This window comes from Ruegeria sp. AM5 (assembly GCF_056540645.1).
In genome coordinates this window covers 329,757-345,169 of record NZ_JBQFXC010000001.1, presented here as the reverse complement: position 1 = coordinate 345,169, position 15,413 = coordinate 329,757, and the positions used below count along the sequence as shown (strand labels likewise).

The 15,413-nt window shown below is 57.1% G+C and carries 13 protein-coding genes; 6 read left to right on the top strand and 7 right to left on the bottom strand.

Annotated features, from left to right (window positions below; all coding sequences use genetic code 11):
- Window positions 1-116 precede the first annotated feature (116 nt).
- From ACR0AH_RS01745 to ACR0AH_RS01735, 3 genes are all read left to right on the top strand, one after another.
- Window positions 117-1,292: a glycosyltransferase family 87 protein gene (locus ACR0AH_RS01745; protein WP_480590063.1), complete on the top strand. Its 1,176-nt coding sequence runs from the start codon at window positions 117-119 to the stop codon at window positions 1,290-1,292.
- Window positions 1,289-1,849, top strand: a complete 561-nt coding sequence (ilvN, locus tag ACR0AH_RS01740; protein ID WP_170396580.1) for an acetolactate synthase small subunit — start codon at window positions 1,289-1,291, stop codon at window positions 1,847-1,849. The genes ACR0AH_RS01745 and ilvN overlap by 4 nt, the downstream gene beginning before the upstream one ends.
- A gap of 340 nt (window positions 1,850-2,189) precedes the next feature.
- Window positions 2,190-2,885, top strand: a complete 696-nt coding sequence (locus ACR0AH_RS01735) for a helix-turn-helix domain-containing protein (protein WP_170404700.1) — start codon at window positions 2,190-2,192, stop codon at window positions 2,883-2,885.
- Here ACR0AH_RS01735 and ACR0AH_RS01730 read toward each other — a convergent pair.
- The 7 genes from ACR0AH_RS01730 to ACR0AH_RS01700 form a co-directional block, all read right to left on the bottom strand.
- Window positions 2,882-3,679, bottom strand: coding sequence for a DUF2189 domain-containing protein (locus ACR0AH_RS01730; RefSeq protein WP_170663664.1), 798 nt, complete (start codon window positions 3,677-3,679; stop codon window positions 2,882-2,884). The two genes, ACR0AH_RS01735 and ACR0AH_RS01730, sit on opposite strands and share 4 nt — an antisense overlap.
- A 28-nt stretch (window positions 3,680-3,707) precedes the next feature.
- Window positions 3,708-5,105, bottom strand: coding sequence for an amidase (locus ACR0AH_RS01725; RefSeq protein WP_480590061.1), 1,398 nt, complete (start codon window positions 5,103-5,105; stop codon window positions 3,708-3,710).
- Window positions 5,106-5,223: 118 nt separating this feature from the next.
- Window positions 5,224-5,931 (bottom strand): M50 family metallopeptidase, encoded by a 708-nt coding sequence (locus tag ACR0AH_RS01720; RefSeq protein WP_480590059.1) that lies wholly within the window; start codon window positions 5,929-5,931, stop codon window positions 5,224-5,226.
- Window positions 5,932-7,059 carry a peptide chain release factor 2 gene (gene prfB / locus ACR0AH_RS01715; protein WP_170396566.1) on the bottom strand — a complete coding sequence of 376 codons (1,128 nt, stop codon included), beginning with the start codon at window positions 7,057-7,059 and terminating at the stop codon, window positions 5,932-5,934.
- An 89-nt stretch (window positions 7,060-7,148) separates the two neighbouring features.
- Window positions 7,149-9,635 carry a penicillin-binding protein 1A gene (locus ACR0AH_RS01710; RefSeq protein WP_480585332.1) on the bottom strand — a complete coding sequence of 829 codons (2,487 nt, stop codon included), beginning with the start codon at window positions 9,633-9,635 and terminating at the stop codon, window positions 7,149-7,151.
- A 95-nt stretch (window positions 9,636-9,730) separates the two neighbouring features.
- A complete protein-coding gene (locus tag ACR0AH_RS01705) occupies window positions 9,731-10,951 on the bottom strand; it encodes an N-acetylmuramoyl-L-alanine amidase (protein ID WP_170626681.1) in 1,221 nt (406 codons plus the stop codon).
- Between the two features lie 66 nt (window positions 10,952-11,017).
- On the bottom strand, window positions 11,018-12,181 hold the full coding sequence (locus tag ACR0AH_RS01700; RefSeq protein ID WP_170733354.1) for an aminotransferase class I/II-fold pyridoxal phosphate-dependent enzyme: 1,164 nt from the start codon (window positions 12,179-12,181) through the stop codon (window positions 11,018-11,020).
- Between ACR0AH_RS01700 and ACR0AH_RS01695 the strand changes: the two genes are divergently transcribed.
- The 3 genes from ACR0AH_RS01695 to ACR0AH_RS01685 all read left to right on the top strand — a co-directional run bounded on the left by ACR0AH_RS01695 (window position 12,180) and on the right by ACR0AH_RS01685 (window position 15,413).
- The gene (locus tag ACR0AH_RS01695) at window positions 12,180-13,565 is read left to right on the top strand and encodes a M48 family metalloprotease (RefSeq protein ID WP_170733497.1); all 1,386 of its coding nucleotides are present in this window, start codon (window positions 12,180-12,182) and stop codon (window positions 13,563-13,565) included. The genes ACR0AH_RS01700 and ACR0AH_RS01695 overlap by 2 nt on opposite strands.
- Window positions 13,562-14,320 (top strand): DsbA family protein, encoded by a 759-nt coding sequence (locus tag ACR0AH_RS01690; protein WP_170396556.1) that lies wholly within the window; start codon window positions 13,562-13,564, stop codon window positions 14,318-14,320. The genes ACR0AH_RS01695 and ACR0AH_RS01690 overlap by 4 nt, the downstream gene beginning before the upstream one ends.
- 67 nt (window positions 14,321-14,387) lie before the next feature.
- Window positions 14,388-15,413, top strand: a complete 1,026-nt coding sequence (locus ACR0AH_RS01685) for an agmatine deiminase family protein (RefSeq protein ID WP_480590056.1) — start codon at window positions 14,388-14,390, stop codon at window positions 15,411-15,413.

Here is a 15,413-nt window from a genome sequence, read left to right as displayed (position 1 = left end):
ACATGAAAAAGGGTTAGATCATGCGTGATCTCAGCAGTCAGTTCTCAGCCAGAGCTTCGAGCCCGGAAGAGAATTTGTCGATATTCGCCGGCCGTCGCGGTTGGCAAGTGGGGCTCATGGTTCCACTCTTCGTTCTAGCGTTGATATTGTTCTGGGTCGGCACAGGCTGGTATGCCGTTGTTGATCAAGGAAAAATGGCGTTATCCGTTGATTTCAAGGTGTTCTGGGCTGCAGGTCACCTCGCGCATTTAGGCGAACCGCTTGCGGCATTTGATATCGACAGATTGTCGGAAATACACGAAGCGTCCAAGGAAGACGATTGGATGCCTTGGTCTTATCCTCCCTCGTTCCTTGTCGCACTCCAACCACTCGGGGCATTGTCGTTTTCTCCGGCTTGGGCAATTTTCACGGCGATCTCAATTGTCGCAATGCTTCTTGCTGTGCGACCGTTTTCCTGCGGAATTGTACCGGTTTGGTTTGCTTTTGCACTCTCCCCCGCCATGTTGCCAAACTTGTATATGGGGCAGACCACAACCCTTTGGGCAGCAGGCCTTCTGGCCGCACTAGCGGCGCTAAAGAACGACCGCTTCGTGCTGGCAGGGTTCTTTATTGGATTGCTGACGCTTAAACCCCAACTCGGCCTGCTCATACCGCTTGCGCTTTTGGCAAGCGGTGCGTGGAAAACGATCATATCAGCAACGGTCACGACGGTGGTCTTGTCCGTTCTGGCCACCCTGGTCGTTGGCGTTGAATATTGGACCGAAATGCGCAACATGATGGGCGTCCACTTTGAAGAGATACGAGAATCCATCCATCTCAATACGCTGATGCTTAGCCCTTATTCCTTGCTGGCCAGCATAGGTGTGCCAGAAACGCTCGCGCTTGCGATGCAATGGACTCTGACAGTGTTGTCTGGAATTGCAGTCTTCGTTGCATGGCGCAGCCCAAGGGTAGGTTTTGACTTGCGGGTAGCGGTGCTCTTTCTGGGTATTTCCATGTCTACACCGTACTTCTGGTTCTATGAATCTGGGCTGCTTGCAATCGTTGCATTGTTCCTGCTTCGAGCTGGCGTCCTGACAACTTCTCCATGGCGTCTGGTACTGGCCGCCGCAATGTGGATCGGTATCGGACCAGCAACACATATGGTGCTTTTCAAGATGACCGAGATATTGTCTTTGCGCCTCGTGTTTGCCCCGATCCTAATACTGGCTTGCGTAGTTTGCCTCCAAGCGCTGATCTCTGCGCTACGAAAGCCCGAAGAAACTTATGTCCAAGATGAGGTCTATCAATGACTCCGCTAAACATCGTCAAAGGCTCCACCCGCCATTCTGCATATAACCTACGCCCGACATTCTCGGACGTGCAGGAACAACACACGATCGCGGTGCTGGTTGAAAACGAACCGGGGGTTCTGGCCCGCGTAATTGGTCTGTTCTCGGGTCGTGGCTATAATATTGAAAGTCTAACGGTTGCTGAGGTTGACCATACCGGGCATCTCAGCCGAATTACCATCGTCACCACCGGCACCCCGCAAGTGATCGAGCAGATCAAGGCGCAGCTTGGACGCATCGTGTCGGTCCGTGACGTGCATGATCTGACCGTCGAAGGTGCTTCGGTCGAGCGCGAGCTGGCGATCATAAAGGTTGTGGGTGAAGGCGATAAACGGGTCGAAGCCCTGCGACTGGCCGACATTTTCCGGGCCAATGTCGTCGATAGTACGCTGAATTCGTTCATCTTCGAGATCACCGGTGCACCGGACAAGATCGATGCCTTTGCCGATCTGATGCGCCCTCTTGGCTTGATTGAAATCGCCCGTACCGGAGTTGCAGCCCTGTTGCGCGGTGACTAAGCCCCATTTCCGCCCCGGGACTGAATTCATTCTCGGGGCGGCGGCCTGCTTGGCCATTGTGCCCTGCTAACCTCAAAAAGGCTTAATGCGTTCATCAAATATGAGCAACAGCATGAAAAAGATCATGCAAATAGGCTGAAAGCCTATTGATTTTGCTTATCATCAGACTAGCCTGTGAAGCGTAGCGAGGCGCTTTGCAGCGCCCGTTGGGGTCAACTTTACGATTTCTGAATACTGCGCGGCCGCTGTGCCGCCGCAAACCTGTTTTTGCTGAAGATACAAACGGAAATCTGGGACAGAAGTGACCGACATCAATCGCAGCCCCGCAGAATTGCGCAGCATGTTCGGAGCCAACCTTAGGCAGCTCGCAAACAGTTATCGGTCGGTTTCAGAGCTTTGCCGCCAATTGGGTATCAATCGAACTCAGTTTAATCGCTATCTGTCAGGTGAAAGTTTTCCCAGGCCGGATGTGCTGGACCGGATGTGTCGATTCTTCGATATCGACGCGCGTATCCTGCTGAAACCTTTGGATGAAATAGAACCGGTCGCCGCTCATCCCGCATCAGAAATCATCGATCGATTTCTCGTCACCGGGTCAGAAAAAACTATGGCGACCGGATTTTATCACGCCGCTGAGGCCTCACCAAACCGACGCGAACCAACACTTCACCGGCTACTGTTTATGCGCCGCATTCGGCATTGCACCTTGCTGCGCAGCTATGAACCCTTGTCGCATATGCCGAAATGCTCCGCGCCCATGCGTGAGGTTCAGGGCATCGTTTCTCACATCGGCGGACAAGTCTGCGCATTGATGTCCCGGCCCGGCGCACAGGATTGCAGAATGATGGTTCTGAACCTTCCGCCTGAATGGGCACCTCAGGAATGGTCGGGTTATGTGTATCGGTTGGCCGGTGGCAGTGGATCCGATGTAAGACGGCTTACGCTGCATCACCTTGGGCATGATTTGTCCGCAGCACTGCAATCGGCCCGAAAGGCGCACAATTCATCAGGGCCTGACTTAAACGGACAGATTTAAGAGGGTGTCGGCTGAGCAACCCCGGACGGATCGTTGTCCAAGATCAAGCGATAAAGATGCCAGCTGGCATGCCCCAGCAAAGGCAGGACGATAAACAGGCCCAGGAACCAAGGGATCATCGCCAAAAAAGTGATGATCGCGATGAAGGCCCCCCACGCCAGCATCACACCCATGTTCGCTTTGACATAGGCAAAGCTGGTGATCATCGCGGTCACAAAATCCAGCTCACGATCCAGCAGCATAGGAATCGACAGCACGGTGATCATGTACAGAATGATTGCAAATACGGCCCCGACCAGTGTGCCCAGTACCAACATGCTCAGCCCATTCGGGGTCAGGAACACCTCAAATGATGTTGAAATATTGGTCATCGTCGACAGCCCCATGAACAGCGCAAAGATCATGTGGCCCAGAAAGAACCAGAACAGAAAGATCACCACGATAATGGCGCAGATCGACGGCAGTTGCCTTCGGCTTTGCTGTATGACCACGCCGAATATCGCACCGGGATTCAACGGCTCGCCCAGTTCCAACCGGTGCGAGACCTCATATAATCCCACGGCAGCAAACGGCCCGATCAGGGGAAAGCCGATCGCGGCCAAAACCAGCCAGAACGACGTTCCCGTCTGCAGCGTGACCCACGCCATCAGCCACCCGGCCAGCACGTAGAAGCCTGCGAACAGAAGTCCGAAAAGCGGCGCGCGGCGATAATCCTGCCAAGCTCGGCGTAACGCTTCTTTCAGCATCGCGGTATCAACGGGTTTCAGCGTCGGCACACCAAAGGGTTTGTCCATTCTTGTTTTCTCCTCCCGGGCGGTTGTTCTACATGGCGGGTCGTTTCTGAGGCCAAAGCGTTGCAGAATGATATGCCGCCCCAGTCGACAAGATCCGCGCATCTGCACCACGCGGACCGAACAGCTGCATTCCCATCGGCAGCCCTTGTGCTCCAAAACCGACAGGCGCACCCAGACAGGGCAACCCCAAAAGGCTGACGGGTGTCACGACCTGCATCCAGCGATGGTAGGTATCCATCCCCTGCCCCTTGATTTCGGTTGGGTACGGCGTTTCGAGCTCGAACGGCCAGACCTGCGCTGCGGGCAACACCAAGGCGTCATAGTCTTCGAAAAGCTCCACCGCCCGCTTGTGCCAGTCAGACCGGTTCACACTGGCCCGGTGCACATCCATCGCGCTGAGCGCCAGGCCGCGCTCCAACTCCCATTGCGCGGTATCTTTGAGTGATGATTTCTTCTTGGCCAAAGGCTCCAACCCTGCGGCCACTGACCAGGAGCGCAGAGTAATCCAACTGTCCCAGATCAGGTCCGCGTCAAACGGTGGTGCAAGCGCCTCAACGCGCGCACCGCGTTCTTCGAAAACGTGCAACGCATCGCGGCATAGCGCGAGGATACTCTCTTCGCACGGAAACGCCCCGCCCCAGTCGCCCAACCAGCCTATGCGCATCCCTGTCAGATCAGCCGCTTGAACGGGCGACACGCGCTCGACCTCTGTGTTTAATGGCATCCTTGGATCGGGGCCGGATATGACGTCAAGCAATAGCCCGATGTCTTCAGGGCTGCGCGCCATAGGCCCCAGAGTTGAAAGCTGATGCAGATAACCGTCCCCCACTGGCTCAGACGGAACGCGCCCCCAACTTGGCCTGAACCCGTATACGTTGTTCCATGCGGACGGGTTGCGCAGGCTGCCCATCATGTCCGAGCCGTCCGCCAGCGCCAGCATTCCCGTCGCCAACGCCACTGCTGCACCGCCCGACGAACCTCCACAGGTTTTCGTGGGATCATAAGGGTTGCGTGTTGCACCATAGACAGGATTGAACGTGTGCGAACCCAGTCCGAATTCCGGCGTGTTGGTCTTACCGATCAGAATTGCCCCAGCAGCCCTTAGCCGGGCGGCCAGCAGATCGTCAGTTTGCGGCACATGATCCTTGAACAATGGCGAACCCTGCGTCGAAGTGATCCCTGCCACATTTACCAGATCTTTCACCGCTATCGGCAACCCGTGCAGCGCGCCGCGAGGTGACGCGGCATCCGCCGCCCGCGCCTCGGCCATCAAAGCGTTTTCATCCCGCAGCGCGACAATCGCGTTTACCTCACCGTTCACCTGGGCGATCCGTTCCAGCGTCGCGCGCATCAGTTCTGCAGCTGAAAGCTGTCGGCGGGATAAGGCGTCAAGAAGGTCCGTCGCGGATGCTCTGGTCAAATCCATGCGGGTTGGTCCTTTGGCTGCTCGTCATCAGCCTAGCGACGTGCTCGGACCATTTAAAGCCACTGTTTAAATGTATCTTTTTAGAATTTCGCGAAGAAGAGCGGCGCAAGAGCGCGCATCATCTGATCCTGAGGTCGATCCGCACATTGCTGTCGCGGCCCAGCACATTCATCAGACCAAAGACGATCATCACCAGACTAAGCACCAGCCACAACCCGCCCCACATCATGGTGGTTCCGCCGAATTCTTCAGCCAGCATATATGCATCTGATCGCAATCCCGCGCGTCGGATCGTGTCATCGAAAATGTCAAACGGAACGTAGATCATGCTGGTCAGCCCGATGACCCGTAGAATCAGATCACACAGGTTGCGGTTCAGGAACCACGCGGTGGCCAGCAGCACCGCTCCACAGCCCGCGCTGAACGCCATGGCAAACGGTTCCCGGATATACAGGAGCGCAACAATCAGCATGACTCCCCCAAAGAGACCAAGCGCAGCCCGATCGGCATTGGTGCGCAGGGCGATCATCAGCAGGCCCATCCCAAGCATCAAGGACCCAAGATATCCCGCTGACAGACTGACAAACCGATTGCCTCCTCGGCCAATTACCAGACCACCTTGTTGTGGAGAGACCGAGAAACTTTCAACCGAACCACCGGTCAGTATAATGGCACCTGCATGCGAAAGCTCATGCAGGAACACAACCAGGATTTTCAACGGAAGCATCAGCATCGTGTTCCAGAACACAAACACCAACGCGACAATTGCGATCAATTGCCAGTGGCCCTTGATCAGGTTCATAGCCGAGGTCAGGGACTGCCGCAATTAGCCCTCGCCCTGTGCCTCGGACCGGCTTTTGCCTGAGACATTCAGGGCCAGTGTCGCCGCCATGAAACCATCCAGATCGCCATCCAGCACACCCTTGGTGTCCGATGTCTCGTGATTGGTCCGCAAGTCTTTGACCATCTGATAGGGCTGCAGCACGTAAGACCGGATCTGGTTGCCCCAGCCCGCATCACCCTTTGCTTCGTGGGCGGCGTTGATCTCGGCGTTTCTGCGATCCAGCTCTTGCTGGTACAGCCGGGACTTGAGCGCCTTCATGGCAATATCTCGGTTCTGGTGTTGCGATTTCTCGGAACTGGTCACCACGATTCCGGTTGGAATATGCGTGATCCGAACGGCCGAGTCCGTCGTGTTCACGTGCTGACCGCCCGCGCCCGAGGACCGGTAGGTATCAACGCGGATATCCGATGGGTTCACCTCGATCTCGATATTGTCGTCCACCACAGGATAAACCCAGACCGAACTGAACGAGGTATGCCGCTTGGCCGCCGAGTCGAACGGAGAGATACGCACCAAACGGTGCACACCGCTTTCCGATTTCAGCCAGCCATAGGCATTGTGGCCAGTGATCTTGTAGGCGGCGGACTTGATCCCCGCCTCTTCCCCCGCTGTCTCGGATTGCAGTTCGACCGTATAGCCCTTTTTCTCGGCCCAGCGGACATACATCCGCGCCAACATCGAGGCCCAGTCGCAGCTTTCCGTACCGCCCGCGCCCGAGTTGATCTCAAGGAAGGTATCATTGCCGTCCGCTTCGCCATCAAGCAGCGCCTCAAGCTCTTTCTTTGCGGCCTTGGTCTGCAGCTTTTTGATCGCTTCTTCGGCGTCGGTCACGACCTCTTCGTCCTCTTCCATCTCGCCCAGTTCGATCAGCTCAATATTGTCGCTGAGATCGGTCTTGATAGATTCGTAGGTCTCGATGGCATCGACCAGCAACTGCCGCTCGCGCATCAATTTCTGCGCGTTCTCGGGATTGTCCCACAGGTTCGGATCTTCAACACGCGCGTTGAATTCCTCCAACCGGTGCGGCGCTGTTTCATAGTCCATGCGCTGCGCCAGCAGCTCCAGCGACTTTTCGATTTCCGCCACGATATTCTGGGTTTCGGCGCGCATGGTCAGGTCCCAACTTGCTCAATCAGGTGTGCGTGATAGCAAGAGGTGCGAGGCACCACAAGACGACTGAGCCGGGAAACTTGGGCGGATCAGTAAAGCCCGCCGCCCTGCAGATCGCCCTGGCTGGCATTGGGGCCAACCGTGATCGTATCCCCGGTTGAGGTGGTCACCTGACGGCCCGAACTTGCCTCTTCAAACAACGGTAGGTCAGATCCCATCGCGAAGCCACCGTCATAGACGCGATCGATAAAACCATCCACGCCATCACGGAAATACTCGGCGACCACATATTCTCCACTCGCGTCTTCTGGCAGGCGCGCGCCGCTGAAACGGTCAATCTTGATGAAATGGCCACCCGGAGGCACCTCGAACGGGCCACCGCCGTATTTCTCGACTGCTTTTTCCATAAAGCTTTGGAACACAGGACCGCACAAGGTGCCGCCGTAGGCCCCTCGGCCCATCGGGCGCGGGCGGTCATAACCGATGTAGCAACCGGCCACGATATTTGAGGTGAAACCGATGAACCACGCATCCTTGGATTCGTTCGTGGTGCCGGTCTTGCCCGCTGTGGGCACGGGCAGGTTCACAACACGTGATGCAGTGCCGCGATCAACCACGCCCTTCATCATCGACGTCAACTGGTAGGCGGTGATGGCATCCATGACCTGGCTGCGATCGGTGAGGATCGTGGGCGATTCATCAGGCTCAAGCCAGCTAGAGTTACAATCGACGCACTGGCGATCGTCATGGCGATAGATGGTCTTGCCGAACCGGTCCTGAATACGGTCAACCAGTGTGGGTTCAACCCGCTCGCCACCATTGGCGAACATCGCATAGGCAGCGACCATTTTGTACAGCGTAGTCTCTTCAGACCCTAGCGAGTTCGCAAGGAACGCACCCATCCGGTCATAAACGCCAAACCGCTCGGCATAGCCTGCGACCACGGGCATTGTGACTTCTTGCGCCAGACGGATGGTCATCAGGTTCCGCGACTGTTCGATCCCGGTACGCAACGGGGTCGGACCATAAAACTTGTTCGTCGAGTTTTTGGGACGCCACAGGCCCTGCGGTGTATTCACTTCAATCGGCGCATCCACAACGATCGTTGCGGGGCTGTATCCGCTGTCTAGCGCCGCTGCATAAACGAACGGTTTGAAGCTCGACCCGGGTTGGCGCTGTGCCTGAGTGGCGCGGTTAAACACGGTATCCTGATACGAGAACCCGCCCTGCATCGCCAGAACACGGCCCGAATTCACGTCCATCGCGACAAAGCCGCCCTGCACTTCTGGCACCTGACGGGCAGACCACTGCCCCTCTTCGCCAGCCATTACCAGAATGACATCGCCGCGTTTGAAATTGTCCTGGAAATTGCCCTGCATCCACTTGATGTCTTCGCGCGGGATGGTGCCATCTGCTGGACCATCTTCGATCCCGACGGTCAGGGATTGGTCGGCCACGTTCAAAACAACGGCAGGATACCACTGCGTCGGCAGCACCACGTCGCGGGGGATTTCCATGATCGCCAGCGCCTCGCGCCACTGTGCTTCATCCGCCAGCTTCTCCTCGGCGATGACTTCGCCTGTGCCGCGCCACCGCCCGCGAGAGCGGTCGTATTTCTGCAGCGCCGTGCGCAGGGCTTTCGCCGCTTCGACCTGCATTTCCTCATCCACCGAGGCGCGTACGGTGAAACCGCCAGTAAAGAACTCACCCTCGCCAAAATCCTCGCTCAACTGGCGACGGATTTCGTCGGTGAAATAGTCACGCGGCGGCAGTGCAGTGCGGAAGCTTTCAAAATCGCCGTTCTGAACCGAACGCAAAGGCATCTCGACTTCGGTCTCATAGGTGGCCTGATCGATATAGCCGTTCTGTTGCATCTCGCGCAGCACATAGTTGCGGCGGTTCAGCAAACGTTCTTTCTGCCGCACAGGATGGTAGTCCGATGGTGCCTTGGGCATCGCCGCCAGCATCGCGGCCTCATGCGGGGCCAGTTCCTGCAGAGTTTTGTTGAAATAGGTCTGCGCTGCAGCGGTCACACCATAAGAGTTCTGGCCCAGAAAGATCTCGTTCATATACAGCTCGAGGATCTGTTCCTTGTCCAAGGTATCCTCAAGCCGGGTGGCGAGGATAATTTCCTTGATCTTGCGCTCGGCCCGGCGATCACCGGACAAAAGGAAGTTCTTCATCACCTGCTGCGTGATGGTTGACGCACCACGAACGGTTTCGCCTTTAGTGCGCACGGCCTCGACCCCGGCAGCAATGATCCCACGCGGGTCATAGCCCTGATGGGTATAGAAATTTTTGTCTTCCGCCGAGATAAACGCCTGTTTTACCAGATCGGGAATTTCCTCGGACGGCGTGAACAGGCGGCGCTCCTGCGCAAATTCGTCGATCAGCTGGCCCTCACCCGAGTAAATCCGGCTGATCGTCGGTGGTTTGTATTGTGCCAATGATTCATGACTGGGCAGGTCTCGGCCATACATCCAGAACACCGCGCCAACGACCAGCGCGGCCATAAAAATACCTAAGGTCACGAGACTGAAAATTGCCCCGAAGAACGAAAGAATGAACCGGATCACGTTACTGCCTTTTACTCGCGATGACGCCTATATAGTGTCGCCCCCGCGCAGGGTCAAAACACGAAAGGCTACAATGGCTGTTTTGCGCCGCTGCGTCATTGTCCGATCAGAGATCGCTTCACCAGATCGTCCCGACGCCAGTTCTCAAGCCCCTGCACAAGCCCATGCGCCATGGATGCGCGCCAGTTTGGATCAGAGATGTTCTTGAAATCGCGCGGGCTGGACAAAAAACCCAACTCGACCAGAACCGATGGGATATCGGCTGCCTTCAACACCGAAAACGACGAAGAACGTAGCGGACGACGATTCATCGGGCCTCCCTGCTGCGTCATTCCATCCACCAGCGAGCGCGCCAGTGCGCTACTGCGTGGCACAGTCTCTTGCCGAGCCAGATCCAGCAACACATCAGCGACCTGATCGTCTGCACCGCTGAGATCAATACCTGCGATCAAATCACTCCGGTCATGCCGTTCGGCCAGCTTTTGACTGGCAACGTCTGAAGCTTCCTCTGAAAGAGTGTACACGACCGACCCATGCGCCAGCCCTTCGGAAAGCGAATCCGCATGCAGTGAGATAAACACGTCGGCCCCGGCCTGATGTGCCAGCGAGATACGGCGTTCGAGCGAGACGAATTGATCGTCAACACGCGTCATCACCACTTCGAAACCGCCGGTACGCAGCAGCGCCTCTCGCAGCTCTCGCGCGAAGGTCAGCATCAGTGTTTTCTCATTTGTATCAGCGAATTCTGCCCCGGGATCAATGCCGCCATGCCCGGGATCCAGCATGACCCGTACCGCCCGCACACCGTCGCGCCGTGGCAGTGCCGGTGTCACTGCGGGTTCCGGCAAATCCCAGCCGGGCTGACGGGGGGCACCTGCGCTGGCTGCAAAACTGTCAAAATCAGTGCCTTTTAGGTGCAGCGATAGTTGAGCAGTGCCCGTCGCCTGATCAACCCGCAGATCAGCTGTTTCCACCGCCAGCGGAGCGCCCAGCTCCAACACCAGACGCGACCAACCGGGCACGTATGCCCCGAATTGAACACCGCTGATCCGGCTGGTTTGTAGGAAGGTCTCGCGGTTCAGGCCAGACCAGTCGACCTCTTGGAAATCCAGAACCACGCGGTATGGATCGCGCAGCGTGAACACGCGGTATGGCACGCCTTGAGTCAACCCAAGTTCGACCCTTACGCCGGTATTACCATCATCGACGATGCCGCTCTGGTCCGGAAGGACGCGTGCGAGCGCGCTGAAGTCCTGCGCGACAGCGACACCGTTCAACGCCCAGATCAGGGCGATTGCGTAGAAAATCCTGCTCATGGCCTCAAGTTATCCCGAGATCGTTTGAGGCAGAGCCTATCGCATGACGCCGCCTTTGTGAACGCTTTAGGCCGATTGCGGGATCGCACCCCGCTTGGCCATAAAACGTTGCAGCCGATCCAGCCCATCCTGAATGTCTTCGGTCGATCGCGCATAGGAAAATCGCAGCGTCGTGTGCCCGCGCACCGGGTCGAAATCCAGCCCCGGCGTCACGGCAACCCCGGCTTTGTCGAGAATCTCGGCTGCAAATGCCCGGCTGTCATCGGTCAAGTCTGAGACATCCGCGAAAACATAAAACGCCCCGTCCGGCGGTGCGATATTAGTAAAACCGGCCTTGGGCAACCCGTCCAGCATCAACAGACGATTGCGGCGGTATACATCCAGATTTGCCTGCAATTCGTCGTTACAATCCATTGCTGCCAATGCGGCCACCTGACTGGCGTGAGGCGCGCAGATGAACATGTTCTGGGCAATCCGCTCAACCACCCGTACCTGATCCTCGGGCACAACCATCCAGCCAACGCGCCAGCCGGTCATCGAAAAATATTTGGAGAATGAGTTTATCACATAGCACTCATCCGTCAGCTCGAGCGCAGTGACGGCTTTGGCCTCGTATTCCAGCCCGTGATAAATCTCGTCACTGATGAACGATGCACCCTGCGCGTGCGCCGCATCGATCAGCGCCTGCATCGCCGCATGATCCAGCATTGTCCCAGTCGGGTTGGCAGGCGAGGCAACCATCAATCCCTGCAAATCAAGCCCCGTGAAATCGGCGGGCACCGGCTGCAGCCGGTTTTCCGGTGCTGTCGGCAAGTCTACCGGCACCAAACCCAATGCTTTCAGGATTTGCCTATATGAGGGATATCCCGGGGCACCAATCCCCACCCGATCACCGCTGTCGAACAGAGCGGTAAAGGCGAGCAAAAACCCGCCCGATGATCCCGGTGTGATGACCACCCGTTCTGGATTGAGATCAACGCCATACCATTCACCATACATCTGCGCGATCCGCTGACGAAGAGCGGGCAAACCCAAAGCCACCGTATACCCAAGCGGCCCTTGTTCCATGGCCTTCGCCAATGCTTCGGTTGCCCCTTTGGGTGCGCCGGTCCCCGGTTGACCTACTTCCATGTGAACGACATGCCGCCCGGCTTCTTCCGCCTTGCGCGCGGCCTCCATCACGTCCATCACGATGAAGGGATCGACCCCGGAACGGGTTGAGTTTCTCATGGCCATCTCCCATGTTGCAGCCATGGCTTTTGAACGCTTATCCCGGCTGGCGTCAATCCCGGCCGTGTTGCTGCTGGCAGTGACATGGTCGATCAGCGCCATGCAGGCCAGCGCGCAAAGCCTTATCCGCGATCCCGACATTGAACACGGGCTGCAAGAGCTCGCCTTTCCGATCCTGCGGGCCGCTGGCCTGAACACCAACCGGGTGCGCGTACTGATCGTCAATGATGGTACGTTCAATGCCTTCGTGATCGATTACAACACGATCTATATCAACTATGGCTTGATCCTAAGCGTCGATACGCCCGAGATGCTGCAAGCGGTGATCGCACACGAGGCCGCGCACATCGCCAACGGCCACTTGGCCAGACGCTCAGAGAACCTGCGCGCGGCGCAACGTAACGCGCAGCTTGGGACGCTTTTAGCACTTGCAGCCGCGGCCGCAGGTGGCGGAGAAGCTGCAGCAGGAATTGCAGCGGGCACACAAGCCTCGGCGCTGCGCAGCTTTCTGGGCCATACGCGGGCTGAAGAGGCCTCGGCGGATCGAAGTGCTGCCAGCTATTTGCGTTGGGCGGGAGTATCTCCGCGCGGGATGGTCAACCTGCACCGTAAGTTCGCGGGGCAAGAGCTGTTGAACCCCGTCAATCAAGACCCCTACATGCGCTCACACCCTACCAGCCGCGAACGTTTGCGCGCCGCCGAGGCCTTTCTGAACGAATTCGGCGACAAGGCAGAGCAAAACGCAAATGCCGATTACTGGTTCGCGCGGATCAAAGGTAAGTTGTCAGCCTTTCTTCGATCCCCGACCTGGACCATGCGTCGCGCGGGCGAAGAAAAAGATCGTGACATACGCCTGATGCGCGAGGCATCGGCCCATCATCAAAATCGCGATCTCGCCAGTGCCCGCGCCGCAATCGATGGTGCGCTGGAGATTCGCCCTGACGATCCGTTTTTTTATGAATTGAAGGGCCAGATTCTATTGGAGAACCGGCGCGTGCGCGAAGCTGTGGATGCCTACGGTGCAGCCGTTGATATGGCGCCCAACAATGCCCTGATCCTCGCCGGTTACGGACGTGCTTTGCTGGCGGATGGCAAGACGAAGAAAGCCCTGCAAGTGCTTGAAAAGGCGCGCGCACGCGACTATCGCAATGCCCGGCTGATGCAGGATCTGGGTTCTGCCTATTCGCAGGTGGGCAACAACGGAATGGCGTCTGCGGTGACTGCAGAACGCTATGCGCTGCAGGGCCGACTTGATGATGCGGGCATACATGCTAAACGGGCTGTTGCACAGCTCCCCGAAGGCTCTCCGGGTTGGCAAAGGGCACAGGATGTGTTGATTGCCTCGGAGCGCGCAAAGAAGAAGAAAAAGAGGAAACGGAAATGATCCTGAGACATGCTGCACCGGCCCTATTGGGTCTTTCCCTGATCACTGGTCCTGCGCAGGCGCTGGAATTGAACGCGATGAGCGACGCCGAGAAGGCCGAGTTTGGCGCACAGGTGCGCGAATACCTTCTGGAAAACCCCGAAGTGATCCTCGAGGCGATCAACATCCTTGAGGAACGCAATGCCGTTGCCGAGGCTCAGGCTGACAAGGAGCTTGTCGCGGCCAACGCTGACGAGCTTTTTAATGACGGTTACAGCTGGGTCGGTGGCAATCCGGACGGCGATATTACTCTGGTCGAGTTCATGGACTACCGTTGCGGTTACTGCCGGCGCGCCGTGCCCGAAGTGGCCACCCTGCTGGCCGAGGACGGCAATATCCGTCTTGTGATTAAGGAATTGCCGATCCTAGGCGATGCCTCTGTAGCGTCATCCCGCTTTGCCATCGCAACAAAACAGGTGGCCGGAGACGATGCCTATAAGCAGGTCCATGACGCTCTGCTGGAATTCAGCGGCGAGCCCTCCGAGGTGACCCTGCGCCGGATTTCAGATGGGCTGGGTCTGGACAGCGACGCGATCATCGCGGCAATGAACAGCGATGAGGTCACCGAAGAAATCGCAAAAACCCGCGATCTGGCGCAAAAGCTGCGGATTTCAGGCACACCGTCCTTTGTTCTGGGCACCGAAATGATGCGCGGGTACCTGCCCGCAGACCAAATGCTCCAGATCGCAAATGGTGTTCGGGCAGAACAGGGTTAAGTCATCACTGTGGGTTTCCAGCATGGATCGACGGAACCTCTTACTCACTGGAGGTGCGCTGAGTTTTATGGGCCTGTCTAAGCAAGCCCTCGCTCAGCGCACCTCAAACTTCTTTGTACCGGCGGAAGAAGCGCCCCACGAACGCACATTCATGCAATGGCCGGTCAACCGCAAAGTTTACCGTGACCAGATCTTTCTGGATATGGTGCAACAAACCATCGCGGAAATCGCGAACGCCATTTCCGCCTTTGAACCTGTGACAATGCTTGCGGCGGCAAAGCACCATGCGGATGCGCGTCAAAAACTTTACTCATCAGTCGAGCTCTGGGATGTTCCAACCGAAGATTTGTGGTGCCGCGACGCAGGTCCAATCTTCGTGATCGACAATCGAGGCGGGATTGCGGTCAGTCATATCCAGTTCAATGGCTGGGGCCGGAAACAGGTGCACAAACACGATGCGCAAATCGCCAGTAAGGTTGCCGACCATCTTGGTCTGCCCCTGCTTCCGACCGGTTTGAAAGGCGAAGCCGGTGGTGTAGAACAAGACGGTCATGGGTTGATCATGGCCCATGAAAGCTCGTGGGTGAATGAGAACCGCAATCCAGACCTGTCACGCAATGAAATTGAATCCCGTTTATTGGCAGCCTACGGGGCCGACCGCATGGTCTGGTCTGATGGGGTCTGGGGCGAGGATATCACCGATTACCACATCGACAGTCTGGCGCGCTTCACCGGCCCTGGGCGCGTTTTGATCAACCTGCCAGACGAGCCGGATATGGATGATCCGTTTCATGTCGCGGCCCTTGATACTCATGACCGTCTCGTCGCCGAAGGATTGCAGGTTGAGGTGATCCCTGAACCCAATAGGCGCCGAGTTAACGATCCCGAATTCGTGGCGTCTTATGCGAATTACTATGTTTGCAATGGCGGCATCGTGATGGCCCAGTTCGGAGACCGCGAAACCGATGAGATTGCACAGATGGCCCTGGCTCGTCACTACCCCGGGCGCGAGATCATTGCATTGAATGTCGACGTATTAGGCGAGCTGGGCGGCGGCATTCACTGCGCAACACAGCAAATGCCTGTTGCCTAG

Excerpts from the sequence above, each read along its gene's own strand:
- ACR0AH_RS01745 (WP_480590063.1), top strand. The coding sequence starts at position 117 with ATGGTTCCACTCTTCGTTCTAGCGTTGATATTGTTCTGGGTCGGCACA.
- ilvN (WP_170396580.1), top strand. The coding sequence starts at position 1,289 with ATGACTCCGCTAAACATCGTCAAAGGCTCCACCCGCCATTCTGCATAT.
- ACR0AH_RS01735 (WP_170404700.1), top strand. The coding sequence starts at position 2,190 with ATGTTCGGAGCCAACCTTAGGCAGCTCGCAAACAGTTATCGGTCGGTT.
- ACR0AH_RS01730 (WP_170663664.1), bottom strand. The coding sequence starts at position 3,679 with ATGGACAAACCCTTTGGTGTGCCGACGCTGAAACCCGTTGATACCGCG.
- ACR0AH_RS01725 (WP_480590061.1), bottom strand. The coding sequence starts at position 5,105 with ATGGATTTGACCAGAGCATCCGCGACGGACCTTCTTGACGCCTTATCC.
- prfB (WP_170396566.1), bottom strand. The coding sequence starts at position 7,059 with ATGCGCGCCGAAACCCAGAATATCGTGGCGGAAATCGAAAAGTCGCTG.
- ACR0AH_RS01705 (WP_170626681.1), bottom strand. The coding sequence starts at position 10,951 with ATGAGCAGGATTTTCTACGCAATCGCCCTGATCTGGGCGTTGAACGGT.
- ACR0AH_RS01695 (WP_170733497.1), top strand. The coding sequence starts at position 12,180 with ATGGCCATCTCCCATGTTGCAGCCATGGCTTTTGAACGCTTATCCCGG.
- ACR0AH_RS01700 (WP_170733354.1), bottom strand. The coding sequence starts at position 12,181 with ATGAGAAACTCAACCCGTTCCGGGGTCGATCCCTTCATCGTGATGGAC.
- ACR0AH_RS01690 (WP_170396556.1), top strand. The coding sequence starts at position 13,562 with ATGATCCTGAGACATGCTGCACCGGCCCTATTGGGTCTTTCCCTGATC.
- ACR0AH_RS01685 (WP_480590056.1), top strand. The coding sequence starts at position 14,388 with ATGGGCCTGTCTAAGCAAGCCCTCGCTCAGCGCACCTCAAACTTCTTT.